This is a genomic window from Plantibacter sp. PA-3-X8 (assembly GCF_003856975.1).
GTDB lineage: Bacteria > Actinomycetota > Actinomycetes > Actinomycetales > Microbacteriaceae > Plantibacter > Plantibacter auratus.
This window is the reverse complement of record NZ_CP033107.1, coordinates 3,566,294-3,590,422: the sequence shown is the minus strand read 5'-3', so window position 1 is coordinate 3,590,422 and position 24,129 is coordinate 3,566,294. Positions and strand designations below refer to the sequence as shown.

Sequence of the window (24,129 nt, the reverse complement as noted above, 5' to 3'; positions counted from 1 at the left end):
GATCATCGGAGCCGTGCCTCGAGGGTGCAGTACTGAGGTGATCACCTCTGCTAGAGTTCAGCTCGCCTGCCGAACCCGAGCGGTCGGCGGCAAGGACAGCGCTGTGCACAGAACGTTCGCTCCACGCGGTCGATTGGCGATGCTCGCCGTGGCGGCGACCATCGCTCTCGCAAGCGCCGGCCTGATGGCTGGCACAGCCGCTCCAGCTCAGGCGGCGACGGTCCGACTGGCGGGCGACGATCGATTCTCGACGGCGGTCGCCATCTCGCAGGCAGCGTTCCCCGACGGCGGGGCCACCGTTGCGTACTTGGCGACCGGCTTCAACTTTCCGGACGCCCTCAGCGCGGCGCCCGCAGCGATGGTAGAAGGTGGTCCACTCCTCCTCACGATGCGCGATCGGCTTCCCGAGACCGTTCGAGCGGAACTCTCGCGCCTCGGCGTCACGAAGGTCGTCGTCGTCGGCGGTGTGAACGCCGTCGACGCTTCGGTGGTCGACGAACTCGGTGTTCTCGGTATCACCGTCGAGAGAGTCTCGGGTACAGATCGGTTCGCGACGTCGCGAGCGCTGATTCAGCGAGCGTTCTCGGTGACCGGAGCAACGCAGGTCTTCCTCGCGACAGGATCCAACTTTCCCGACGCCCTCTCCGCGGGGGCCGCAAGCGGACCCCGCGGGATCCCGGTGTTGCTGGTCGACGGAAGCTCATCGGGCCCTAGCTTGGATGATCTGGGACTGTTCCAGGCGTTGGGAACGACGAGTGCGACGCTCATCGGCGGTTCGGCCGCTATCGGGGAAGGCTACGCGGGCGGACTGCGGAAGTCCGTCTCATCCGTTGGCCGCATCGCCGGCCAGGATCGCTACGAGACGTCGGTCCTCATCAACAGTCAGTTTCCATCGGGAAGTTCGTCTGCCCTGATTGCAACGGGAACCGCGTATGCGGACGCACTGGCGGGTGCCGTCCTCGCGGGCCGCACCGGCTCGTCGCTGTACGTCGTGACGCCGACTTGCCTTCCGCCTGTCGTCGCCAACGGTTTGGCTTCGGCAGGAGTTACGGAACTGACCTTGCTCGGTGGTGCCGCGGCGCTTTCTCCCGCTGTGGCAGATCGCTTCGTCTGCCTTCCGCCACCCGCGCCGGCTCCTGCTCCGAACCCGCCTCCGGCGCCGGCGCCACCGCTCGGTTCAGCAGGGAACCCGCATCGGGACGGTGTCACTCCGGGGGCGTTCTGTAAAGCTTCGCTCGACGGGCAGTACGGCCGAACGGCGACCGGGCTCCTGATGGTCTGCTCGCGATCCGCGACAGATTCCAGACTTCGGTGGCGTCAGGCCTGACTCAGCATCGGCGGGACCACGGCACTCACGCCGGTGGTGGCGGCACTGAAGCGCTGCTGAGACCGGTCAGCGACGGCGGACGAGTCGTGCGAGTCGATCCGTGGCGCGCACGACCCGCCTCGAGCGCAGGGCCGCCGCCTCACCTTCCACAACGGCGAGGCGGGCTGCGAGGTCGGCCTCGCGCTCCGCTGCGGCTTCGAGTCGATCCTCGAAGCCGGAGGCGATGCGCTTCGCCCGCTGCACACGGTCGTACCGGAGCGCCTCGCTGAAGGCGAGCTGTGCTTTCCGGGTCGCCTTGTCGAAGTCCGCATCCGGCACGGGCGCCGTGAGCGCATCGGCGAGCACGTCATCGCGCACCAGGGTGCCGTCGACCGCTCCCTGCTCGAGCTCCTCGGGCGTGGGGTGGCGCATGAAGTAGTACGGCAGCAGCGCACCCGCCTTCAATCTCGCATAGTCGCGCATCCCGTGGTGGTTCGGGCTGGGTGTCAACTCGGGGTTGCTCTCGTAGGCGCGCCCGGAGATCTCGACCTTGTTCTTGTACTGCTTCCACGAACGCCACGGCAGGTGGAGGACCTCGATGGCGAGTTCCGGCGGCGGGGAACCCTGCGACGCCAGGCTCACGAAGTGGTTGCCCTGGATCACGTCGATGTCGGGGGACCCGATGTGCACGGCGTCCGGGGTCGGGTGGGCACGCACCCCGGCGAGCTCGAGCTGGTCCTGGGTTCGGGCGTCGCGGTAGACGAGCCGATCGAAGCCGGTGCCGTCCTTGGCCGGTGCGCCGGTCAAGTTGACGACCGGGACGAGGAAACTGAGGTAGGTCTTGGGGATCTGCTCGAACACCTCGTGGAGGGTCTTGGTGCGATCGACGGGCAGGAAGAACTCGTCGGCATCGGCGTTGATGACCCAGTCCGCTCCATAACGGGTGTAGGCGTCGCGCGCCATCTGCGTGACCACGGGCGCCTGCTGCTTGCGGTGCACCGGGTCATGACGGAGGTCGATCCGCCCCTCGGCCGCGTAGCGCTCGAGGATCTCGGTGGTGCCGTCGACCGACCCGTTGTCGGTGACGATGAAGGTGTCGACCCCTTGGGCCTCGTGGTGGTCGAGCATGGCCGCGATGATGTCCGCTTCGTCGCGGACCATGATCGTCATGGCGAGTTTCATCGAGTGTGTTCCTGTCGGGTCGGCATCGGGACAACCGCTCCAGCTTACGCGTCGGTCGGTCCGGTGTGGTCGTGGTGCAGGTAGGCGTAGAACTCGTCCTTGATGTACGCGAGCGTATGGTTCTGATTGGTCTCGTCGAGGACGAACGTGACGGGGAGGTCCGCCTTCTCCAGACGCCACCCGAGGCGGGCGGCCAGGAACGACATCCAGATGTCCTCGAGGAACCGGTACCGCTCGGGCAGGTCGGTGAAGAACGCGTCATCCATGACGATCTCGGAATCGCAGACGCAGCCGCCGGTGCCGACGTAGTCGGCCCGCTCGCGGTCCGCGAGATCCGTCCGGTTCCAGTAGGAGCCGTGGTTCGCATAGGCCCAGACCCCCGCGATCACCCGCTCGCCCGCTCGTTCGAGGAGCGATCGGATGAAGTCCGGTTCGACGTCCTGATCGTCGTCCAACATCACGAACGGACCGCGATAGCCGGCGAGCCTGAGCTTGCGCGCCGCCCAGAAGCGTCCGATGCCGCCGATGTTCTCCGGGCTGGCGCGGAACTCGATGCTGCGGAGTGCACCGCCGACGCCGACCTCCGCGATGACCCGGCGATAGTGTGCCTCGTCGTCCGGCTGGTTGTTCCAGAGCACCAACCGGAGGTGGCGGTCGACCCGCTGGTCGCGCAGCAGACGGATCACGTCGGCGAGCCGCTCCCGCCGGTTCCACAGGCACACGACGACCGCGAGGTCCTCCTCGTGCACCTCACCCGCCAGGAGCTCGATGGTGAACCGTCCGTCGAGCATCCGCCGCATCCGCTGGTCGGCCCGGCGCTGCTGGTAGGCGAGCACGGCTCCACGGTAGTCACGCGCCGCGCGGCCGAGGGCGCGCCGCGGGAGGCTCCGGTATCCGTCGGGCACACCGACCTCGCTTTCCTGGAGATTGCCTGGCGGGAGTCCGCTTCGAACCCCAGCACGCAGTCTCTCATGTTCACTCCTGTATCCTCGGAGGCGTCTCTGCTCGAAATCAGCGGAGAGCTGTTTCGAACTGCTAGGAGATCCACTGCATGGCTATTGCTGCGCCGAGCCCGGACGATCGGGCGGAACGACTGGCGGGACTGCCCTGGGAGGACGCCGGTTCACCCGGGTCGTCGCTGGGGGGTTCCACCTCGCAGCTGAAGGACATCTGGCGGCACCGCGAGCTCCTCGGTCTGCTGACGAACCGCGAGGTGAAGGCGCGGTACAAGGACAGCGCACTCGGCTTCTTCTGGAGCCTCATCAAGCCGCTCATGCAGCTGCTCATCTACGCGGTCGTCGTCGGGCAGTTCCTCGGAGCAGCCCGCAACATCGAGAACTTCGCGATCTACCTGTTCGCGGGTCTGACCGCCTACGGGCTCTTCAGCGAGATCGTCGGCGGCTCGACCTCCTCGATCATCGCCAACTCGGGCCTCGTCAAGAAGGTCTACCTACCGCGTGAGATCTTCCCCCTCTCCGCTGTGGGCTCGGCGATCTTCAACTTCTGCATCCAGTTCGTGATCCTCTTGGTAGCCGCCGCGTTGTTCGGGACGCTGCAGTTCTCAGGCAACCTGCTGTTCGGCCTCGGCGGCTTCTTCGTGCTGCTGGTCTATGCGACGGCGATCGGACTCCTGCTGTCCGCCCTGAACGTCTACCTCCGCGACGTGCAGTACCTGGTCGAGGTGCTCCTCATGCTCTTCATGTGGGGTTCGCCGATCCTGTACCACTGGACGTTCGCGGTGCAGCACATGCCGGGTTGGCTGGCCGACATCTACCTCAACAACCCGATCACGCTCGGGGTCATCGGATTCCAGGAAGCGTTCTGGGCGAGCACAAGCAACGGCGAGACCCTGCCCGACCTCGGGCTCCGCCTGGCCATCGCCGCCGTGATCGGCATCGTCCTCCTCTTCGGAGCCCAGCGCGTGTTCGCGAAGCTCCAGGGCAACTTCGCGCAGGAGCTGTGAACATGAGCACCTCAGTCCCCATCGTCCGTCTCGACGACGTCTCGAAGCGGTTCGTCATCCGCAAGGAGAAGAGTCTCAAGGAGCGGCTGGTCAACGCCGGCCGGTCGGCGAAGCACAAAGAGGACTTCTGGGCTCTCCGGAACATCTCGCTGGAGGTCGACTCAGGCTCGACCATCGGGCTCATCGGGCCGAACGGCTCCGGCAAGAGCACTCTGCTCAAGGCGATCGGCGGCATCATCGAGCCGACCAGCGGTTCGGTGAAGCGTCGCGGTCGGCTCGCCGCGCTCCTCGAGCTCGGCGCCGGGTTCCACCAGGACCTCACCGGTCGCGAGAACGTGTACCTCAACGCCTCGATCCTCGGGCTGTCCCGCAAACAGACCGACTACTACTTCGAGGACATCGTCGAGTTCTCGGGGATCCGTGACTTCATCGACACGCAGGTGAAGTTCTACTCGAGCGGCATGTACATGCGGCTCGCCTTCGCCGTGGCGATCCACGTCGACCCCGACCTGCTCCTCGTCGACGAAGTGCTCGCCGTCGGAGACGAGGCGTTCCAGCGGAAGTGCCTCGACAAGATCCGGTCCTTCCAGGCCGAGGGCCGCACGATCGTCATCGTCACCCACTCCCTGGGCCAGGTCACCGAACTGTGCGATCGCGCCGTACTGCTGAACCGCGGCGAGGTGCTGTTCGACGGCGAACCGCACGTCGCGACGACGGAGTTCCGTGACGTGCTCGAGGAGCGACGTCAGGAGGAGATCGCCGAGCACCCCGATGAGCAGGAGGGCGCCGGACGCATCATCTCGGTGAACGCCCACGCCGTCGGCAAGGCGGTCGGTGAGCCCGTCGCGCCCGGAGACGACCTCATCGTGTCCGCGACCTTCTCCCACAGTGAAGGGCTCGACGACTGGATCGCCGCGGTGCAGATCGACAGTGCGCTCGGCCAGGTCGTCTACGGCACCACGAGCAAGCGCATCGGACTGTCGCTCCCGCGGCTCCGGAGCTCCTGCACGGTCGACTTCGTGCTCGAGAAGGTGACCTTCGGCGAAGGCAAGTACTTCGTCAACGTGTCGCTGATGACCCACGACGGGGTCCACCTCGCAGACCGGCCCCAGATCGCGTCGTTCGATGCCCCGCACTTCCAGCTTGCCGTCGGGACCGTGCACGCCGTGCCGACCGCCAGCGTGGTGGATTCCGTCGCGTGACCTCCGGGTCTCGCCTACACGCAAGCCCAGCGAACTCCAAGTCGGCGCCTCGGTAGGATGGAGCGTTGACTCGTGGGGAACGGACGAAGGTGGGACGACGTGACTGAAGAGGCCGGAACCGGAGAGCTCCGACAGGCGAGGCTCGAGATCGCCCGCCTGCGAGCGGAAGCGGCCCGCCTGGCACGTCAAGCCGACGACGCAAAGCGGCTGCTCCGGGCTGAGCGTGCGAAGTCTGCGAAGTACGCGGAGCAGGTGCGCGAACTGCGCCGATCCTCCTCCTGGCGCCTGACGAAGCCAGTGCGAGCCGTGAAGCGGCGCGTGGCGTCGCTCCGCAGGGGCCGCTGAGGTGGGCGGTACCGTTCTGCGTGAGGTCCTCCCTCGGGTAGTGGTCGAGCGCCCTCGAGCGCTCCCGACGCACCCTGAGCGGGTGGCGTTCGTCGCCAGTTGGGGCGCGGATCCGCACGTCTCACGGTCGCTCTCCACTCTCGTCTCGGAACTCGCCCGTTGCGGCTACTTCGTCGTCGTCGTCCGTGCGTCGGACTCGGTCGAACCACTGGTCTGGCCGACGCCTCCCGAGGCGCTGGTGGTGCGCAAGCCCAACATCGGGTACGACTTCGGTTCATGGGCGACCGGGATGGCGTTGTACCCGCAGCTGCTCCGGGCCCCGTTCGTGCTGCTTGCGAACGATTCACTCGTCGGCCCGTTCGGGTCGCTGCAGCCGATGCTCGAGGACTTCGAGACTCGCGACACGGACGTCTGGGGCGCGACGAACACGCTCCAGTTCTCGCCGCATCTCCAGAGCTACCTCCTGGGCTTCCGGAACGGGATGCTCCGGGACCGCCCGGTCCGCACCTTCTGGCGCACGCTCGTCGACCACGACGACAAGCAGCAGATCATCGACCAGTACGAGATCGGGCTGAGCGAGCTGCTCCACGTCGAGGCCTACGTCACGAGCGCCTGGATCGATCACGCCCAGGTCGTCGAACCGGGGGAGAACCCGGTCATCCGTGGCTGGCGCCGACTCGTCCAGCTCGGGTTCCCGTTCGTGAAGCGGGAGATCATCACCAACCCGAGCGTGGTCGCCGACGGCGTCCGCGCTCGCGAGACCGTACGAGCCGCCTTCGGGGAAGACCCGATGGACTGGTTGCCGACCACACCGGACACGAAGCCGAGGTAACACATGAGAAGAATCACCCCCGGCGGCGCGAAGCGGTTCGCCGGCCGCAAGATGATCTCCGCGGGCGTCAAACTCGCCGAGCTCGACCCGGCCATCGTCCAGCACCACGTGCCGACGGCCTATCCGGCCGGGTTCGAGAACTGGCTGCGACGACGCAACGACCGCCTGACCTCGCTCTTCCCGAGCGAGTGGCGCATGCGCGAGGCGTCGACAGTGCCCGCCGCGCGCGTCGCTGTGGTCGTGCACGTCTTCTACGCCGAGCTCGTGCCGGAGATCCTCCACGAGCTGCAGCACCTGCCCGTCGAGTTCGACCTCATCGTCACCAACGCCACCGGCGTCCCGCTCGACCTCGACACCTCGTCCCTCGACCGCGTCGGGCGGGTCGAGGTGTACGAGGTGAACAACCAGGGACGCGACATCCTGCCGCTCGTGTCGCTGGTCAACGCCGACATCCTGGAGCCGTACGAGCTGGTCCTCAAGATCCACACGAAGCGCAGTGCCTGGCGTGCCGAGCACACGGAGCTCAGCGGCACGGGCGATGAGTGGCGCCGTTCGTTGTACGCCGGCCTGCTCGGCTCGCCGGAGCACGTCGAGTCCATCCTTTCGGCATTCGCCGGGGACCCGGCCCTCGGTCTCCTGACCGCCGACGGCAACCTCGTCGGTCCCGAGTTCTGGGGCGGCGACCAGCAGATCGTCGAGGCGCTGCTCAAGCGTCTCCAGCTCGAACTCGAACCGGAGACCCTCCACTTCGCGTCCGGTTCGGTCTACTGGGTCCGCGGCTTCATCCTGCAGGGTCTCCGCGCGCTGCAGTTGAGCGAGTGGGACTTCGAGGCGGAGGCCGGGCAGGTCGACGCGACCACGGCGCACGGCGTCGAGCGCCTCATCGGCATCGTCACGGAGGAGGCCGGATACGACCTGCGCGAGGTCGGTTCGCTCACCGCCTCCTCGAGCGATGTCGAGTCCGACGGTTGGAAGCGGTTCCGACGGGATGCCGAAGTGGCACCGCGGGCCAGGGCGGTCCCCTTCTACCTCCCGCAGTTCCACGCCTTCCCCGAGAACGACCAGTGGTGGGGCACCGGCTTCACCGAATGGTCGAACGTCGCCGGAGCACAGGCCATCTACGAGGGGCAGAACCAACCGCTGCTCCCCAGCGACTTCGGCTTCTACGACCTCCGGGCGCCCGGTACCCGGCGGAAGCAGTACGACCTCGCCCAGTCCATGGGGATCGAGGGCTTCATGTACTACTACTACTGGTTCGCGGGCAAGAAGCTCATGAACCTGCCGGTGGAACAGCTGGTCGCGGACTCCGATGACGAACCGTTCTGCATCATGTGGGCGAACGAGAACTTCACGCGGCGATGGGACGGACGTTCGACGAACGTCCTGATCGGTCAGGACTACGAGCGGGTCCCCGCGACGCAGTTCATCCACGACGTCATCGACCTGCTCACCGACGACCGCTACATCCGAGTCGACGGTCGCCCGGTGCTCGGTGTCTACCGGATCACCCAGATCCCCGAGTACCGTTCGGTCGTCGCCTACTGGCGTCAGGTCGCTCGTGAGGCAGGGTTGGATGACCTCCTGCTCCTCAGCGTGGACGTGAGCGGCGCGTTCGACGGGGTCGAAGGCGACCTCTCCGAGCACGGCATGGACGCGTACATGGAGTTCGCTCCCCACAACAAACTGTGGAGCCCATGGGACCGCGCGGACACGGAGTTCGACGACCGGTTCCAGGGGAACACGTTCCGCTACGACGCCATGGTGGAGAACGCCGAGCTCACCTTGTTGGAGGGTGTGTCCGATGACCGCTACCCGGGCGTGATGGTCAACTACGACAACACGGCCCGACGCCAGTGGCAGCCGGATCTCTGGTGGGGCTCGAACCCGTACACGTTCCGACGCTGGTTCGATGCGGCCGTGTCGGCCGTCGCGGACCGCGACCACGAGCACCGTCTGGTCTTCGTCAACGCCTGGAACGAATGGGCGGAGAGCGCCGTCCTCGAACCGACGCTCCGCTTCGGCAAGTCCTACCTGATGGCGATCCGCGACGTTCTGTACCGCTGAGCGCGATTCGCGCGAACGTCGAAGGGGCTGCACCGAACGGTGCAGCCCCTTCGACGTTCATGGCTCCGGTCAGGGAACCGTGGTCGCCTTGCACCCCAACTTCACGCTGGTCGATGCTTCGTAGATGCACACGTTCCGCGCCCCGGACGCCGCCGGAACCGTCAGGTCGAACCCATGGTCGGTGCCGGCACCCGGGTAGAGGCCGTCGAACCAGGACAGGGTGCTGTTGGCGCGGTAGGCGGCACCGACCCCGTCGATGTCCACCCAGACGAATGACGCCGTCGTCGCCGGGTCCACGCCGGGCTGGTACGCCCAACCGGTCACCCGGACCGCGCCCGCCGCGGGGGTGATCGTGTCGAACGATCCGGTCGCGGTGGTCGGGGTCGGCGTCGGTGCGACCGGCGTCGGCGTCGGCGTGGGGGTGGGCGTCGGGGTCGGCGTCGGCGCGGGTGCCGGAGCCTTCCCGGCGCCGACGGTCACCGTCTTGCAGCTGAACAGCACCGAGGTCGCGGATCCGTAGGCACAGATCCGGTAGGTCCCCGGCCCCTTCGGCAGGGTGACGTCGAACCCGTGGTTCTTGCTGGCTCCGGGGAACAATCCCTCGAACCAACTGAGGCTCGTGTTCGCCTTGACCGCGGTTCCAACGCCGTTGATGTCGAACCAGACGTAGGACGGGTCCTTCGTCGCGGAGTTGTAGGCCCAGCCGGTCAGCTTGATGCCGCCGTCGACGGCGGTCGCGGTGTCGAAGGAACCGTATTCTGCCGGAGCGGGGACGTTGACGGTCTTGCAGCCGAGCAACTTCGAGGTCGCCGAACCATAGACGCACACACGATTGTTGCCCGCCGTCGTCGGGATCGTGAGGTCGAACCCGTGGTTCTTCCCCGCCCCCGGGAACATGCCCTCGAACCAGCTCAGTGCGGTGTTCGCGCGGTAGGCGGAACCCTTGCCGTTGACGTCGACCCAGACGAACGTCGAAGCCGTGGTACTCCGGTCGAACGCCCAACCGGTGAGCCGGAGCTGATTCGCCGAGGCCGTCGCGGTGTCGAACGACCCCACCTCCTCGGACTTCAGCGTCACGGTCTTGCAACCCAACCGACCCGAGATCGCGTCGACGCACACGTTGTACGTCCCGAGTGGTCTGTCGAGCTTGATGGAATACCCGTGATTGGCACCGATGCCGGGGAAGTACCCGTTGATCCAGGGCAGGGAGACGTTGGCGGCGACCGCCGGTTCAGCCTTGCCGTTCACGGAGACGGTCACGTTGGTCGGGTTCTTCGTCGTGTAGTCGACTGCCCAACCGCTGAGGATCATGCCGCCCGGGACCTGCGTCGCGGTGTCGAACGATCCGGCACCCTTCGGGACGGTGACCTGCTTGCAGCCGAGGAGCGTGTTCATGGTCGAGTTGTAGACGCACACCTCGTACGTCCCCGGCGGCTTCGCGATGGTCCCGTCGAAGCCGTGATTCGGGCCGTAGCCCGGGTAGAGGGAGTTGAACCACGCACGGGACGTGTTCGCCAGGAACGGTCCTCCCTGGCCGTTCACGTTGACCCACACGTATGCGGGCGCCGTGCTGTTCGGGTTCATCGCCCAGCCGGACACGGAGATGCCCTGGTATCCACCGGACACGCCGTCGTACGAGCCGTACGAGGAGCCCGTCGTCGGACCGAACCAGTCCGTGTAGATCCGCCAGAAGTTCCGGTTGCCGTAGGCACCGCAGCCGTCGCCGGTGCCGTAGAGGTTGGCGAGCGCGGAAGCGTTCGGCTGATACGGCGTGTAGTTGTAGAGTCCGGCCGTCGCAGCGTTCTGGATGTAGACGGTGCTCGAGCCGCAGGCGGCGTTCGGGTTGAACCGTACGGCGTTGTTGCGACCGGGGACGTGGTTCCAGCGGGTCGGGTTCGCCTGGTAGTTCTTGAACTGCAGGGCGGCTGCGTACACCTGGTTGAAGAAGCCGTAGTAGTTGGTGTCGCAGTCGGCCGTGTCCGGGCAGCCGTAGCCCATGGCGCTCCGGTACTGCCGCGCGGAGGGCCAATCGTCCGTGATGAGGCTCTGCTCCTTCTCGAGCATGACGATCAGGACCTTCTGGCTGATGCCGCAGGCGACGCCGACGCGGGTGATGATCTCCGCCGCGCTCTGATTGCCTCCCGAGTACGCCGCACATCTGCCGGAGACCGCCGCGCGGTTCGGGGTGTTCTCGCGGAAGTCCTTGAGGCAGGTGTAGCCGGACCGACAGGCGGACACCCGAGAGTTCAGCACCGACTGCACCGCTGCCGCCGACATGGAGATGTCGTTGTAGAAGAGCTGGTCGCTGATGATGTTGCCGGGGTCGAAGTTCCGTGCCTCGGCGGCTTCGGACGTCTCCGGCGTCGAACCGACGACGAGGCCGGCCACGAGGAGCGAGAAGATGGCGAAGAATGCCGCCAAACGATGTTTCACGGGATCTCCAGAGTGGTCGGGGCGGAGGTCGTCGTGACCGCCGCTGAAGCGTAGTCGAGCGTGACGGACCAGGTGCCCGTGAGCAGGGCGCCGGTGTCCAGCTGGACGACCCCGCACGAGGTCTGCCCGGCGTCAGCCGCCCCGACGGACTCGATGCGCTGTTCGTCGCCGGGCCCCGTCAGGACGTAGGTGCACGAACCGTCGTTCTCGATGACGCCGGCGACGTAGCCGGAGATCGAGATGGTCGCACCGTCGGGATCGATGGTGGCGAACACGATCACGGCCTCCGGCTCGATCGGCGCCGGCTCCGGGCTCTTGCCCGGTACCTCGCTGGTCGAGCCGGTCGGTGAGGGGCTGGAGTCGGGAGCCGCGCCACCGCCGAAGCAGCCGGTCAGCCCGAACATGGCCACGAGACCGACCACTGCGAGCAGTCCTCCACGACGTGCGACCAGCATCGGCTTCCTCTCATCCACCCCCGGATGGGTGACCGGCGGTTCTCGGCTCAGTATACGGCCGGACTGGAGAGTCGCTGAGAACGGCCCCGAACCGCTGCGTTCCGTGCAACTCAGCGCGCGATGCGGCGCTGCAGCCCGTTCACGGCGCGGCGGGCGAAACGCTCGGCCCGCGCGATCGGGCCGGCCTCCTCGCGCCTGAGGACGACCATCGCCTGTTCGAACAGCTCTCCGGTCGGGATCCAGGACTCGACGACGAACCCGTTGGCGCCCCACGTGCGCTCGACGAACTCCCGGGGTGCGGCCGCCCAACCGTAGAACGACTGTTCGCGCGGTCCGTCATCGCCGCCGCCACCGAAGATGAATTCGCCGTTGCGGAACTGCTCGAGCGCGAGCTGCGCGTCGGGGACCACAGCCGCGAGGTTCGTCGCGAACGTGTCGGCCTCTCCTGCGGCCACCGCAGCCTGTGCACCGGCGACCTGGGCGAGGAAGTTCTCCTCGAGCACCGTGATGAAGACCTTGCTCCCCGGCCGGGTCACCCGCGCGAATTCGGCGGACCACCGGCGGTGGGCCTCCTCAGAGAGGTGGGAGAACACGCTGAACGCCGTCACGGCGTCGAAACTGCCGCTGTGGAAGACGGTGGGCGGCATCGGGCGGTTCGTGACCGCGTTGACGCCGGGCAGGGTGTGGTGCAGGAGCGCCGTCATCTGTGTGTCGACGTCGCTCGACCAGATCTGGTCCGCCCGGAGGCGACTCATCAGGAGGCGGGTGATCCGGCCCCAGCCGGAACCGAAGTCGAGGACGAGGTGTTCGCCCTGGTCGCCTGTCGGCCACCGGTCGAAGGCTGCTCCGATGAAGCGCTCCGCCTCTCGGTAGGCGTCGAGGTAGCTCGCGCCGACGAACTTCTGCTGGATACGCCGCGGTGGATTGGACGGTGCCTGGACCCTGGGGTCGACGATCCCGGGGACGTCATCGAGGGTCTCGGCGTCTGCGAGTCGTTCCACGTAGGAACGCTCGGTCTCGGCTTCAGTCAATCGGGGCCTCCTGGTGGGAACGGGTGGGTTCAGTCTTCCACGACCTCGGAAGCGACGGGTGACCTGTGACGAGCGGTCCATGCTCGGGCGGTGACGATCGTCATCAGAGCTGCAGCTGTCGACTAGGCTCGCGGATGGCGACCGGGCCGACGGCCGCCGCGGATGAGGGGGCGGTCGTGGTCGAGGTTCGTCGTCAGCAGACGGATCCGGGGGAGACCGGGACCGTCGCGCACCGCAGCAATGCATCGCCTCCCCTGGCGCTCTCGTCCGGGACGGTCCTCGCGGCCGCCTACCTGGTCGGCGTCGTCCTGCTCGCCGTCTGGGCGCTGTGGTTCGGGGGAGCGGGATGGCCGCTCTGGCTCGCCGTCTGGCTCGGTGTCGGTGCGCTCGTCGCCCATCGGACGGACTGGTTCCTCGGCATCGCCGCCGGCCCTGCCGTCGGTCTCTTCGTCGTCACGATGCTGCTCCGTCTGACGCCCCTCCTCGGTGTCGGCATCGCCACACCGGTCCTGATCGTCCATCTGGCGATCGGCATCGCCGTGGCGGTGCTGCTCTGGCGACACGGTGTACTGACGCTGGATGCTCGCTTCGTCCGACCGCTCCGCCAGATCCTGGTCGCCTCGGCGAGCGCGCTCGCCGGACTCGTGGCCGTGTTCGCGATCGTCGTCGTCCCCGGCCGGTGGAACATCGCGTGGGTGACGAGCGGCGACTCCATCACCAGCCTGATGTTCTCCCGATACATGTTCGGCGACGGCGGGATCAGCCCGGAGCGGACCAACCCGGTGCCGGTCCCGTATTCGCTCGTGGCCGCAGCGCTGGCACCCGGGCGGGATTCCATCCCACCCGAGGAGTATCTGCGACACGACCTCGGTCAGCTCGCCCAACTCTGGATCCTGGTGCTCCTCGGCGCTGCCGTCCTGGCCGGTGCGGTCGTCGTCGCGTCGCGGGGTACGGCCTCCTGGTGGGTCACGACGCCCCTTGCACTGGTCGCCGGTGCGCTTCCGCTCAGTTGGTTCGTCGCGGGGAACGCCCTGCAATTCGGCTTCTTCAACGCTGCGCTCGCCTGCTTCCTGCTCCTGGCCGGGTGGCTCGTCTATCTGCGCGCCGAGCGGTACCCGGTGCCGGCCTACGTCGTCCTCACCCTGATCATCACGGTGCTCCTCGGCACGTGGGGTCCGGTCGCCATCGTCCTGGGGTCGGTGCTGCTCGTCCTCGCCGGACGGAACCTCCGAGTGCTCACCAGCAGGGTCGACGTCCCCCGGTTCATCCTGGTGATCGCGGCGACCGCGCAGATGGTGGGGTACGCGTTGTTCGTCACCGTGCCCGACTTCCTCCGTGAGCAGGGTGCGCTCTCCGCCGACGGCGGCATCTTCACCTCCACGTCCAACACCGCCATCGCGGTCGGGGCCGCTCTGCTCGTCGTCGCCGCGTGCGCCCGCCTGCAGCAGGGCCGATCGCACGTCTTCGCCGGCGTCCTCGCCCTCACCGGCGCCGGGGCGCTGCTGGTCGTCGTCTTCGTCCTCCTGCGCCATGCCGTGCCCAACCCCTGGGGGTACTACCCGGCGAAGTTCGCCTGGTTGCTGGAGGCGCTGGCGCTCGTGATCATCCTCGCCCTGATCGCTCAGGCGCTGTCCGTCCGGCTGGACCAGGTGCGGAGCGCCCGTGCGGTCCTCGTCGCCGGTGGCATCGTGCTGGTCGGATCGCTCGCGTGGCAGATCACGCCGCTCGGCCCCGAGACCTCGGCGGTGTCGCCGATCGTCGAGGTCTGGCGGAAGACGGGTATCGCCGCGTCGGGCGACGCCGCGGAGCTCGCCATGCGGTTCGCGACGCCTGGGGAGAAGAACATCCTGGTGGGGTACGCCGATCCCTCGACGGACGCCTATGTGAACTCCTGGAGCCTGCAGATCAATACGACGGACGCGACCGACCCCATCCGGATCTCCGCCTACGCCTTGGACGTGACGAAGATCGACGACGTCTGCACGGCGATCGGTCGGTTCGAGAGCGGAGCGACGATCCTGACGCGGAACCCCGACCTCGAGGCAGCCCTGCGTGCCGAGTGCTCGGATCAGGACTTCTCGGTCGTCCTCGACGGCTGATCGTCCATGCGGTCGGCGCTCGGTTCGACGGCCCGATGGTCGGGTGCTCCCAGGAAGAGCTTCCTGCTCAACCAGACGGCGACGACGAGCACGAGGAGGAGCGCGACCGACAGCGGGCGCCAGCCGATGGGCGGCTCCCAGCTCGGGTCGAAGACGAATCGTCCGAAATCGCCGTCGATCCCGACGGCGTAGCGCCTGAGGGTCATGACGAAGGCGAACAGGTGGCCGATCGCCAGGAGGACGAACCCGCCGACGACGAACCGCGCGATGCGACGGTCGGCACCGATCCCGACACCGGCGTCGTCGAGCGCCAGACCGGCGACGATGACGAGGCACAGCAACATCGCGAGCATGTAGCGGCCCTGCCAGATGTACCCGTACTGCGCGTAGACGGAGAGGGTCGTGAGGACGGGCACGACGAGGCACACGACGAGGAGGCCCCAGACCGCGACGGTGGTGCGTCGTCGACCCCACACGACGGACGCCGACAACAGGAGCAGCAGTGCGGCACTCCACGCGATGATCGTGGCCGACGGGGCGGGGGTGTCGACCCAGCCGAAGAACCCGATCATGCCGAAAACCCAGTCGATGGACTGGATGAAGGTGTAGCCGGCCGCGAAGAGATAACTCACGATCCCGAGACTCGCGGGGGCCGAGCCGGCGAGGGCTGGCGGTTGCAGGTACCAGGCGACGGTCACGAGACCGACGACGGCCGCCCCGACGAGCAGTGCCAGGCCTGGTGGCGACTTCAGGAGGGCCGCCACCCGCGGCCGGTTGCCCAGGAAGATGGCGGCGACGACGATGAGGAGCACCCAGAGCAACGAGATGCTCCGCGTCGTCATGAGCAGGCTCGCGGTGACGAGCGCGAGGCCGGCCTGCTCCCAGAGCCGTCGTCCCGTGGCCGTTCCTCGGGTCATCGCGAGCAACGTGGCGAAGAGCCCTCCGGCGGCCGCGACCTCGAGGCCGTTCGGGTTCAGGGAACCACTGAGGTAGAGCACCATCGGGGTGACCCCGACGATCGCGCCGACCATGGCCCACCGCCAGCGGGGGAGGAGGGTGAGCTGCATGACCATGACGGCGAGCGCGAGGGCGCAGACCACGGCCCCGGCGATGCGCATGGCGTAGAAGGCCGCGTCACCGGTGACGACGAGTGACGGCCAGCCGACGATCGCGTAGAACGCCGGACTGTTGAGCCCGGCCGAGGACCCCGTGGTCACGAGATCCTCGTCGCGATCCCGGAGTCCCGCCTGGCAGTCGGCGGTCAGTTCGCCGTCGAAAGCGAAACACACGAGCTGATGCGCGTTCGCGATGTTCTCGGGTACCGTCGCCTCGGTCAGGCTCGGATTCTCGGGCCAGGGCACGGACACGAGCTCTCCGCGCGCCACCGCAGCGGCGCGGATGGCGTGGGAGGGTTCGTCCGGAATGGACCCGATCGGAGAGGCCAGCGCCCAGAGGACCATCGGCGCCAGGATCGTGACGAATGCGAGGAGGAAGGTCAGCCAGCGTCGTCGCTCCCAGCGGGTGGGGGCGGAGCTGCGGGCGGGAGAATCCATGTGGTGGAGGTTCCGATCAGGTCGATGCGCGACGGTTCGCGGTTCCGTCGCCGATCAGCTTAGCGGCGGGTCCGAGCGGATCCTCAGAGCGCCGCCCCGGTGTCTGGGCGACGGAGCCGACCGGCGCGTCGTGGTCGTTGAGGAGGCGTCGGCGCAGGAGGACGGCCCCGGTCGTCAGCACGACGAGATATGCCACGGAGAGTGGCAGCCAGCCGGCGGGAGGCTGCCAGGTGACGTGCTGGAGCATGTCGGCGAAGGAATACTGCGAACCGACGGTGTACCGCCGCAGGGTGTTCACGAAGGCGATGAGGTGCGCGATCACCAGGGCGCCGAGTGCGATCGTCACGAGTCGACGGGTCGTCCTCACCCCGAGGACGACGTCGCTCCCATCGATGACGACGCCGCACAGGACGAGGAGGACCGCGAACATCGCGAGCGTGTACCGTCCCTGCCAGATGTAGCCCATCTCGGTGACCAGGGCCGCCTGGACGAATGCCGGGACGAAGACCAGGACGAGCACCAGCAGGAGCGGGGCGAGCAGAGCGCGACCTCGGCCCACGATGAAGGCGGCCGCCACGAGCGATCCCGCCGCGACCGTCCAGATGGCCATCGCGGAGAGCGGGAGTGCCGTGTCGATCCAGCCGAAGAGCCCGATCCACCCCTGGGCGTAGTCGAAGGTGCTCACGAGCATCTGGAGGAATCCGGTCCAGTACCCGGTGCCCACCTCCGGATACGTCTGCCCTCCGTCACCGTAGGTGGTGAGCGGGGTCAGGAACCAGGCCATCGCTCCGACCGCGACGAGCCCCGAGACCACGACGGTGACGATCGCGGCCGGTCGTCTGAACAGGTCCTTCGCGGATCGCCAGTCGGCGGCGAGGAGCGCGGCGACGACGATGACGAGCACCCAGAGCAGTGAGATGCTGCGGGTGCTGGACAGGAGCAGTGTCGCGAGGACGACCATCGCTCCGCGCTCCCAGAGCAGTCGCGTCGACGAGGCGCGCCTGAGGGTGAGGAGCAGGACCGAGATCAGCGCCACCGCGGCGGTGACCTCGACACCGTTGGGGTTGAGCGTTCCCGACAGGAACGCGACCATCGGTGTGAAGCCCGCCACCAGCCCCATCAGGGCGAACCTCGCCCGTGGGAACTGCCAGAGCGACATCGTCGCGATGGCGAGCATCGCCGCGTTGAGCAGGGCGCTCATCCCGCGCATCCCGTACAGGGCGGCGTTGCCGTCGAGGACCAGCGTGGGCAGCCCGGTGATGGCGTAGAAGAGCGGGTGGTTGGAGTTCGCCGTGGTGACGGCCGGGGTCGGTGTGTCGTCGGGGTCGACGGGTCCGTCGCAGCTCGCGCTGACGTCCGGCTGGTAGGCGTAGCAGGTGCGCCCCTGGGTGTCGGCGATGTACTTCGGCACGAGCGACTCCGAGAGCCAGGTCTCGCCCGCCTTCGGCTGCCCGGTGAGGTCGCCACGGACGACCGCGGCGGCGCGGATGAAGTGGGCCGGCTCGTCAGGCGAGGAGCGCAGCGGGGAGGCGAGCGACCAGAGGAGGTTGGCTGCGAAGAAGCAGACGAACGCGATCACGAACACGCGCCAACGGTTCCTGACCGGGCGTGCGCCACCGGACGGTTCGAGCGGGCCTGCGAGCGAGATGATGTTCCATTCGACGTGATGACGGGCGATCGTGCGCCGACCGCGGAGACTGCAGACAGTTTATGCGGAAGCCGTCACGGGCGACGGCTGACGACGGGGTATCCTGACTCCACCTCGGACCGCCCATCAGCGTCCGTCCAGGGGCCGGCCCCGCACTCAGGAATGGAACGCATGACGTCGACGACGAACGTCCCGTACGACCAGCCGCGTCGTCCGGGCAAGCGTCTCCGCCTCCCGGGCGGTGGCATGTCGCTCAGCGAAGGACTGGGCGGCCACCGCAACTCGCTCGGCGTCCTGCGGCTCATCCTCGCGTCCATGGTCATCTTCTCGCACGCGTTCCCCACCGGGGGCTGGGGGGAGGATCCGTCGAAGGGGTGGACGAACGGCCAGGAGACGATCGGTGGGTTCGCCGTGGTCGGCTTCTTCACGATCAGCGGCTACCTCATCGCGAAGAGCGGTGCGTCCGCGGACATCCTCCAGTTCGTCTGGCGGCGCGCCCTGCGGATCTTCCCGGCCTTCTGGACCGTGCTCCTCGTCGGTGCCGTCATCGTCGGACCGATCGCCTGGCACCTCTCCGGCCGCGGTCTGCGCGACTACATCGGGGTCAGCCCGGTCGCCTACGTCTTCTCCAACGCGGACCTCACGATGCGGCAGTGGGGAGTCTGGGACATCTTCCAGAACACGACGCCGTACGGCGAGGTCGTCCAGTACAGCGTCTTCAACGGCTCGCTCTGGACGCTCACGCTCGAGTGGGGGTGTTACATGCTGATCGCCGCCCTCCTCGTGGTCGGCGTGCTCCGCCATGCCCGCTGGGTCGTGCCGGCGCTCGCCGCAGGGTTCTGGCTGGCCGACATCGCCTACAGCGTCGCACCGCAGATCGTGACGGTGTTCATCCCGCAACTGGTCGACGCGAACCCCATCAAGCTGGGTCTCGCCTTCCTCATCGGTTCGTCGCTCGCGATGTACTCGAAGCGGATCCCGCTGAACGACTGGATCGGCGTCGCGTGCGGTGTCGTGGCGGCGGTCACGCTCGTGACCGGAGGATGGGTGCTCCTCGGATACCCGGCTTTCGCCTACTTCATCCTCTGGCTGGCGGCCCGCCTCCCGAAGCGCGTCCAGTGGATCGGCGCCAAGAACGACTACTCCTACGGCATGTACGTCTACGGGTTCCTCGTCCAGCAGTTCACCGCCTTCCTCGGGTGGAACGCCCTGGGTTACTGGCCGTGGGTCGGGCTGACCATCCTCGTCACCGCGGCGTGCGCGTGGTTGAGCTGGCACGGGGTCGAGAAGCGGGCGATGGCGTTGAAGGATCGCGGTCCCGGGCGGGGACTCGAGTGGCTCGCGACGCGTCGGACCGCGGATCCCGTGTGACGGTGACCGCGTCGAGTACCATCGAATGTCGGCCCGCCTACAGCTAAGGACACCCATTCGTGACTGCAACAACGCTCGGAACCGTTCTGGTGACGGGAGGCGCCGGCTTCATCGGCTGCGCGCTGTCCCACAAGCTGGCTGCCACAGCCGAGCGGTGGGTCGTCATCGACAAACTGCACCCGCAGGTCCATCCGAGCGCAGAACGGCCCGCCGACCTCCACGAGGCAGCCGAGCTGGTCGTCGGTGACGTGACCGACGCCGCCGCCTGGGACGCCCTGCTGGCTGACGTCGAGCCGGACGTCATCGTCCACCTGGCCGCCGAGACCGGCACGGCGCAGTCCCTCCACGCCGCCACGAGCCACGCTCAGGCGAACGTCGTCGGAACGACGGAGATGCTCGACGCGCTCGGTCGGGCGGGGCAGGTCCCGGGACACTTCGTCCTGTCGTCGAGCCGCGCGGTCTACGGCGAGGGCCAGTGGCGGCGCACCGACGGGTCCGTGTTCGAGCCCGGGCAACGTTCGCACGCCCAGTTCGAACGTGGCGAGTGGGACTTCCCGGAGGCCTCACCCCTGCCCAGCCGGGCCGCGGTCACCATGCCGGCCCCGACGAGCGTCTACGGAGCGACGAAGCTCGCCCAGGAGCACATCCTGTCCGCTTGGACCGCCGCCCACGACGCGAAGCTCACCGTCCTCCGGCTGCAGAACGTGTACGGTCCCGGCCAGTCGCTCATCAACTCCTACACCGGCATCGTCTCCCTCTTCTCCCAGCTCGCGATGGACGGCGGCACGATCCAGGTGTACGAGGACGGTCGGATCGTCCGTGACTTCGTCTTCATCGACGACATCGCGGAGTCCTTCCGCGCGGTCATCACCGCCGGACCGTCCGCCGACGTGTCCCGCTTCGACATCGGTTCGGGCGTCGGGACGACCATCCTCGAGCTGGCACAGGCCATCGCGGCCTATCACGGCGCGCCCGCGCCGGTGATCAACGGGATGTACCGCGACGGCGACGTCCGGCACGCGGAGTGCAGCATCGACGACACGCTCGCCGGACTCGACTGGGCCCCGGCCTGGGACGTCACGCGGGGGGTCGCGGCGCTGCAGGAGTGGATTGCCGCCCAGCGATAGCGCCGTTCCGCCCGAGGCCGTGCGCCGCGGGCCGAACGGTGCCGTCCTGATCCTCGCGGCGACCGCCATCGGGGGAGGCGCGGGCTACCTCCTCCAGATCATCACGGGCGCAGCCCTCGGGACGGCGGCCTACGCGCCGTTCGCGGTCTTCTGGTCGGCGCTCTACCTGCTCATCAGCGCGCTGTCCGGCGTCCAGCAGGAGGTCGCGCGTGCCACCCACGTCCTCGGTGAGGGAGCACGGGGCGCATCCCGTGCGCCGGTCGTCCGCAACTTCGCGGTGGTCGCGGCGCTCATCATCGCCGTGCTCATCGCCGGCACCGCCTGGATCTGGGTCGGCGCGGTCTTCCCCGCGAACGGCTGGTCGCTGGTGCTTCCGCTCGTCATCGGCCTCGCCGCCTACGTCGTGGTCGCTGCGACCGCGGGCGTGCTCTACGGCCTCTCGCTCTGGGCGTCCGCTGCGGCCCTCACGATCGTCGACGGGCTCGTCCGGTTCGCCATCGTGGCCGTCATGCTCTCGCTCACCACCGATATCGCGGTCCTCGCCTGGGGCGTGACGCTTCCCTTCGCCATCACCCCGCTCATCCTCTGGCCGTTCATCCGGCGCGGTGTCGTCGGGCGGTTCGGGATCGACGTCGGACCGCGGGAACTCAGCTGGAACGTCCTGCGGACCGTCACCGCCGCCGCCGCGACCGGGGTCATGGTCAGTGGCCTGCCGCTGATGATCCAGGCGACCGGCGACATCGTCTCCTCGGACGCGTTCGGTTCCCTCAGTTACGCCATCACCCTCACCAGGGCACCGATCGTCATCGTCGTGCTCGCACTGCAGAGCTATCTCGTCGTGGTCTTCCGTACCGACGCCGACGCCATGCTCGGCCGGGTCGTCCGGTTCGCGATCATCGTGCTCGCCGGTGCGGGCCTCCTGTCCTTGCTCGCCTGGTGGCTCGGTCCGTGGGCCCTCTCGATCCTGTTCGGGCGTGCGGACGTGCTGTCCGGGGGCACCATCGCCCTCCTCGTGGCGACCGCGGGCCTCGTCGGTGTTCTGTGCGTCACGGGCGCGGCCACCCTGTCGCGCGCGCAGCACGGGCCGTTCGCCGGTGGCTGGATCGTCGCCGCCGTCTCCACGATCATCGCGTTGCTCCTGCCGCTGGGCTTGCACGAGCGCACGATCCTCGCGATGATCGTCGGCCCGGTGGCCGGTCTGATCGTGCACATCGTCGCTCTGCGGCGGCCGGCGTCGGTGCATCTCGGCCCGCCGGCGCCGGACGACCCGATTTCCTGATCCCGCGCGGCGCGGATAGCGTGGGCGGGCGCATCGACAGGCCGCAGCACGGCCCGTCACCGTCAGGAGGCAGAGCGTGAGTCCCAATTCGTTCACCGCACTCCGCCTCATCGCGGCGGTCGCGGTCCTCGTGCGGCACTCGCTCATCATCCTGGACGACGAGATCTCGCCGTTCGGTGCGCCGGACATCCCCGCACTCGGGCTCTGGGTCTTCTTCGTGGTCTCCGGGTTCCTGCTCCCCGGCGCGTGGGAACGCCGGCCGCAGCTCGTGCGATACGTGTCGGCCCGGGTCCTGCGCGTCTTCCCCGGGCTCTTCGTCAGCCTCCTCGTGACGGTGGTCATCATCGGCGCGATCGCCACGCCACTCGGCGTGCGCGCTTACCTGTCGGATCCGCAGACGCTCAACCACCTCACGAAGAACCTCGTGCTTCTGCCGGACTACACGCTGCCGGGTGTGTTCTCGGACAACCCCTACGCGAACGCCGTGAACGGTGCCCTCTGGTCGCTCGGACCGCTGTTCGCGATGTACCTGCTGGTGCCGGTCATCGGATGGATCCCGTGGCGGCGGGTGCGGGCCTCGGTCTGGACGGGGCTGCTCGTCTGGAGCGTCGTCGCTCCGCTCGTCGACGCGATCCCGACGCGTGACATCGTCTGGGGCAACTTCGTCGACGACATCCTCCGGGTCGCCGCATTCTTCTGCGCCGGCGCGGCGCTGCGCGAGTGGCGTGTCCCGCTCCGACTCGACGCGGCGATCATCGCCGCGTCCGTGTTGGCCATCGTGATGGTGCTCGAGCCGGAGCTGACCTGGTTCGTCGCGCACCTCGTGGTCCCGTACGTCCTCGTGACCGTCGGATCGCAGCCGATCCCGGTCCTGCGATCGGCCGGTCGCTTCGGAGACCCGAGTTTCGGGATGTTCCTGATCGGTTTCCCGGTCCAGCAACTCGTCATCCATCTGAACCCGCAACTCGACTGGGTCCCGAGCATCCTGACGACGCTCGTCCTGTCGGTCGCCTACGGCTATCTGCTGTGGTGGTTCGTCGACCAGCCGCTCGCGAGGATGCGGGTCAGCTCGCGTCGTCCGGGGACGAACCGTCTCGAGGCACCTCGGCCAGCCGCTGTTCGAGCGCCCTGATCCGAAGATCCTGCAGAGCGCTCTCCTCTGCCAGCGTCCGGCTCCGGTTCTCGAGGGTGGTGAGCTCCGAGCTGTGCTGGATGCTCACGAGGAACAGGATGAAGATGCTCACGAAGAACACGAGGTTCGTCGGGATCTCGACGCCGATGACGCCGGCGGCCCAGACGAGGACCTGCGGGAACACGCCGATCACGAGTGCGAGCAGGCCGGCGATGAGCCACCAGACGGCGTGCCGTTCGCGCAGTCGCCGTTTCCGCAGCATCTCCACGACGATCCCGAGGGTCAGGACAGCGCCGACGATGCCGAGGATGTAGGTGCCGATGGGGATCATGCGGTCACCACCTCGTCTCCGTTGTGCAGGGCAACGGGCGGTCGGATGAGCGCGAACACGAGCGCGAGACCGGCTCGTGCGAGGTACTTGGCGGCCTTGAGGGGATTGTGGGAGGGCGTGCCGCCCGCGCGAGGGCGCATGGCGACGGGGACCTGACGGATGACACAACCCGAGCGGGCGGCGATGACCAACGACTCGATGGTGTCGCCGAGGTACTCCGCGGGGTAGTGCTCGGCGAACAGTCGCACGGCGCGGGGGCCCGTGGCGCGGAAGCCGCTCGTCGTGTCGGTGAGTCTCGTCCGCGCGACCCTGCTGAGGACGCCAGAGAGCACGACCATCGCCCACTTCCGCGGACCACGCACCTCGTAGTCGCCCTCTCCGGCGAAACGGGCGCCCAGCACCAGGTCGGAGGTCTGCAGCTCCTCGACGAGTCGCACGACGCCCGAGGGGTCGTGCTGGCCGTCGGAGTCGACCTGCACCACGTTCCGGTACCCGTGGGCGAGGGCGTACTTGAACCCGGCACGCATCGCGCCACCGACGCCGAGGTTGTAGGGCAGTTCCGCGACGATCGCGCCGGCCGATCGGGCTTCGACGGTCGTGTTGTCGGTCGAGCCGTCGTTGACGACGAGGACGGCGACGCCCGGGAGTTTGGCGTGCACCTCGCGGACGACGGCGGCCACGGACGCCTCTTCGTTGAGCGCCGGCATGACGATGAGCGTGCCGGCGAGAGAGGTCGTCATACGGGGAATCCTAGCAATCGGGGGCGGAGCCGACCC

At 68.0% G+C, this 24,129-nt stretch carries 20 protein-coding genes; 11 read left to right on the top strand and 9 right to left on the bottom strand.

Annotated features, from left to right (window positions below):
• The first annotated feature begins 37 nt into the window (after nucleotides 1–37).
• Entirely contained in the window at nucleotides 38–1,327 is a 1,290-nt protein-coding gene (locus tag EAO79_RS16855) for a cell wall-binding repeat-containing protein (protein ID WP_124769685.1), read from the top strand.
• A gap of 66 nt (nucleotides 1,328–1,393) precedes the next feature.
• Here EAO79_RS16855 and EAO79_RS16850 read toward each other — a convergent pair whose 3' ends face one another.
• A complete protein-coding gene (locus EAO79_RS16850; protein WP_236555506.1) occupies nucleotides 1,394–2,488 on the bottom strand; it encodes a glycosyltransferase family 2 protein in 1,095 nt (364 codons plus the stop codon).
• 44 nt (nucleotides 2,489–2,532) lie between these two features.
• Entirely contained in the window at nucleotides 2,533–3,393 is an 861-nt protein-coding gene (locus EAO79_RS16845; RefSeq protein ID WP_124769684.1) for a glycosyltransferase family 2 protein, read from the bottom strand.
• Between the two features lie 146 nt (nucleotides 3,394–3,539).
• Here EAO79_RS16845 and EAO79_RS16840 point away from each other — a divergent pair, with 146 nt between their 5' ends.
• The 5 genes from EAO79_RS16840 (at nucleotide 3,540) to EAO79_RS16820 (ending at nucleotide 8,894) form a co-directional block, all read left to right on the top strand.
• Nucleotides 3,540–4,451, top strand: a complete 912-nt coding sequence (locus EAO79_RS16840; RefSeq protein WP_124769683.1) for an ABC transporter permease — start codon at nucleotides 3,540–3,542, stop codon at nucleotides 4,449–4,451.
• A 2-nt stretch (nucleotides 4,452–4,453) separates the two neighbouring features.
• Nucleotides 4,454–5,653: an ABC transporter ATP-binding protein gene (locus EAO79_RS16835; RefSeq protein WP_124769682.1), complete on the top strand. Its 1,200-nt coding sequence runs from the start codon at nucleotides 4,454–4,456 to the stop codon at nucleotides 5,651–5,653.
• 99 nt (nucleotides 5,654–5,752) lie between these two features.
• On the top strand, nucleotides 5,753–5,998 hold the full coding sequence (locus EAO79_RS16830) for a hypothetical protein (RefSeq protein WP_124769681.1): 246 nt from the start codon (nucleotides 5,753–5,755) through the stop codon (nucleotides 5,996–5,998).
• Between the two features lie 82 nt (nucleotides 5,999–6,080).
• Nucleotides 6,081–6,830 (top strand): rhamnan synthesis F family protein, encoded by a 750-nt coding sequence (locus tag EAO79_RS16825; RefSeq protein ID WP_124769680.1) that lies wholly within the window; start codon nucleotides 6,081–6,083, stop codon nucleotides 6,828–6,830.
• 3 nt (nucleotides 6,831–6,833) lie between these two features.
• Nucleotides 6,834–8,894: a glycoside hydrolase family 99-like domain-containing protein gene (locus EAO79_RS16820; protein WP_124769679.1), complete on the top strand. Its 2,061-nt coding sequence runs from the start codon at nucleotides 6,834–6,836 to the stop codon at nucleotides 8,892–8,894.
• A gap of 69 nt (nucleotides 8,895–8,963) precedes the next feature.
• On the opposite strand, the gene EAO79_RS16815 is transcribed toward EAO79_RS16820, so the two are convergent.
• The 3 genes from EAO79_RS16815 to EAO79_RS16805 all read right to left on the bottom strand — a co-directional run bounded on the left by EAO79_RS16815 (nucleotide 8,964) and on the right by EAO79_RS16805 (nucleotide 12,813).
• A complete protein-coding gene (locus EAO79_RS16815) occupies nucleotides 8,964–11,327 on the bottom strand; it encodes a hypothetical protein (RefSeq protein ID WP_124769678.1) in 2,364 nt (787 codons plus the stop codon).
• A complete protein-coding gene (locus EAO79_RS16810; protein WP_124769677.1) occupies nucleotides 11,324–11,782 on the bottom strand; it encodes a hypothetical protein in 459 nt (152 codons plus the stop codon). Before EAO79_RS16810 ends, EAO79_RS16815 begins: the two co-directional genes overlap by 4 nt.
• A gap of 110 nt (nucleotides 11,783–11,892) precedes the next feature.
• Nucleotides 11,893–12,813, bottom strand: a complete 921-nt coding sequence (locus EAO79_RS16805) for a class I SAM-dependent methyltransferase (protein ID WP_164486971.1) — start codon at nucleotides 12,811–12,813, stop codon at nucleotides 11,893–11,895.
• 134 nt (nucleotides 12,814–12,947) lie between these two features.
• Between EAO79_RS16805 and EAO79_RS16800 the strand changes: the two genes are divergently transcribed.
• Nucleotides 12,948–14,912 (top strand): hypothetical protein, encoded by a 1,965-nt coding sequence (locus tag EAO79_RS16800; RefSeq protein ID WP_164486970.1) that lies wholly within the window; start codon nucleotides 12,948–12,950, stop codon nucleotides 14,910–14,912.
• Here EAO79_RS16800 and EAO79_RS16795 read toward each other — a convergent pair.
• Both EAO79_RS16795 and EAO79_RS16790 read right to left on the bottom strand, forming a co-directional pair.
• On the bottom strand, nucleotides 14,882–16,465 hold the full coding sequence (locus EAO79_RS16795) for a DUF2142 domain-containing protein (RefSeq protein ID WP_124769674.1): 1,584 nt from the start codon (nucleotides 16,463–16,465) through the stop codon (nucleotides 14,882–14,884). The two genes, EAO79_RS16800 and EAO79_RS16795, sit on opposite strands and share 31 nt — an antisense overlap.
• A gap of 16 nt (nucleotides 16,466–16,481) precedes the next feature.
• Complete coding sequence (locus EAO79_RS16790; RefSeq protein ID WP_164486969.1) at nucleotides 16,482–18,050, bottom strand: DUF2142 domain-containing protein; 1,569 nt, start codon at nucleotides 18,048–18,050, stop codon at nucleotides 16,482–16,484.
• A gap of 234 nt (nucleotides 18,051–18,284) precedes the next feature.
• Between EAO79_RS16790 and EAO79_RS16785 the strand changes: the two genes are divergently transcribed.
• The 4 genes from EAO79_RS16785 to EAO79_RS16770 all read left to right on the top strand — a co-directional run bounded on the left by EAO79_RS16785 (nucleotide 18,285) and on the right by EAO79_RS16770 (nucleotide 23,022).
• The gene (locus EAO79_RS16785; RefSeq protein ID WP_164486968.1) at nucleotides 18,285–19,484 is read left to right on the top strand and encodes an acyltransferase; all 1,200 of its coding nucleotides are present in this window, start codon (nucleotides 18,285–18,287) and stop codon (nucleotides 19,482–19,484) included.
• A 59-nt stretch (nucleotides 19,485–19,543) separates the two neighbouring features.
• Nucleotides 19,544–20,611, top strand: coding sequence for an NAD(P)-dependent oxidoreductase (locus EAO79_RS16780; protein ID WP_079707288.1), 1,068 nt, complete (start codon nucleotides 19,544–19,546; stop codon nucleotides 20,609–20,611).
• Nucleotides 20,595–21,890, top strand: coding sequence for a hypothetical protein (locus tag EAO79_RS16775; RefSeq protein WP_124769671.1), 1,296 nt, complete (start codon nucleotides 20,595–20,597; stop codon nucleotides 21,888–21,890). Before EAO79_RS16780 ends, EAO79_RS16775 begins: the two co-directional genes overlap by 17 nt.
• Nucleotides 21,891–21,966: 76 nt before the next feature.
• Complete coding sequence (locus EAO79_RS16770; protein ID WP_124769670.1) at nucleotides 21,967–23,022, top strand: acyltransferase; 1,056 nt, start codon at nucleotides 21,967–21,969, stop codon at nucleotides 23,020–23,022.
• Here the strand turns inward: EAO79_RS16770 and EAO79_RS16765 are convergent.
• Complete coding sequence (locus EAO79_RS16765) at nucleotides 22,955–23,353, bottom strand: DUF2304 domain-containing protein (protein ID WP_236555503.1); 399 nt, start codon at nucleotides 23,351–23,353, stop codon at nucleotides 22,955–22,957. The two genes, EAO79_RS16770 and EAO79_RS16765, sit on opposite strands and share 68 nt — an antisense overlap.
• On the bottom strand, nucleotides 23,350–24,093 hold the full coding sequence (locus tag EAO79_RS16760; RefSeq protein ID WP_124769669.1) for a glycosyltransferase family 2 protein: 744 nt from the start codon (nucleotides 24,091–24,093) through the stop codon (nucleotides 23,350–23,352). Before EAO79_RS16760 ends, EAO79_RS16765 begins: the two co-directional genes overlap by 4 nt.
• Between the last annotated feature and the right edge of the window lie 36 nt (nucleotides 24,094–24,129).

Excerpts from the sequence above, each read along its gene's own strand:
- EAO79_RS16850 (WP_236555506.1), bottom strand. The coding sequence starts at position 2,488 with ATGAAACTCGCCATGACGATCATGGTCCGCGACGAAGCGGACATCATC.
- EAO79_RS16840 (WP_124769683.1), top strand. The coding sequence starts at position 3,540 with ATGGCTATTGCTGCGCCGAGCCCGGACGATCGGGCGGAACGACTGGCG.
- EAO79_RS16835 (WP_124769682.1), top strand. The coding sequence starts at position 4,454 with ATGAGCACCTCAGTCCCCATCGTCCGTCTCGACGACGTCTCGAAGCGG.
- EAO79_RS16820 (WP_124769679.1), top strand. The coding sequence starts at position 6,834 with ATGAGAAGAATCACCCCCGGCGGCGCGAAGCGGTTCGCCGGCCGCAAG.
- EAO79_RS16810 (WP_124769677.1), bottom strand. The coding sequence starts at position 11,782 with ATGCTGGTCGCACGTCGTGGAGGACTGCTCGCAGTGGTCGGTCTCGTG.
- EAO79_RS16800 (WP_164486970.1), top strand. The coding sequence starts at position 12,948 with ATGGCGACCGGGCCGACGGCCGCCGCGGATGAGGGGGCGGTCGTGGTC.
- EAO79_RS16795 (WP_124769674.1), bottom strand. The coding sequence starts at position 16,465 with ATGGATTCTCCCGCCCGCAGCTCCGCCCCCACCCGCTGGGAGCGACGA.
- EAO79_RS16785 (WP_164486968.1), top strand. The coding sequence starts at position 18,285 with ATGACGTCGACGACGAACGTCCCGTACGACCAGCCGCGTCGTCCGGGC.
- EAO79_RS16765 (WP_236555503.1), bottom strand. The coding sequence starts at position 23,353 with ATGATCCCCATCGGCACCTACATCCTCGGCATCGTCGGCGCTGTCCTG.
- EAO79_RS16760 (WP_124769669.1), bottom strand. The coding sequence starts at position 24,093 with ATGACGACCTCTCTCGCCGGCACGCTCATCGTCATGCCGGCGCTCAAC.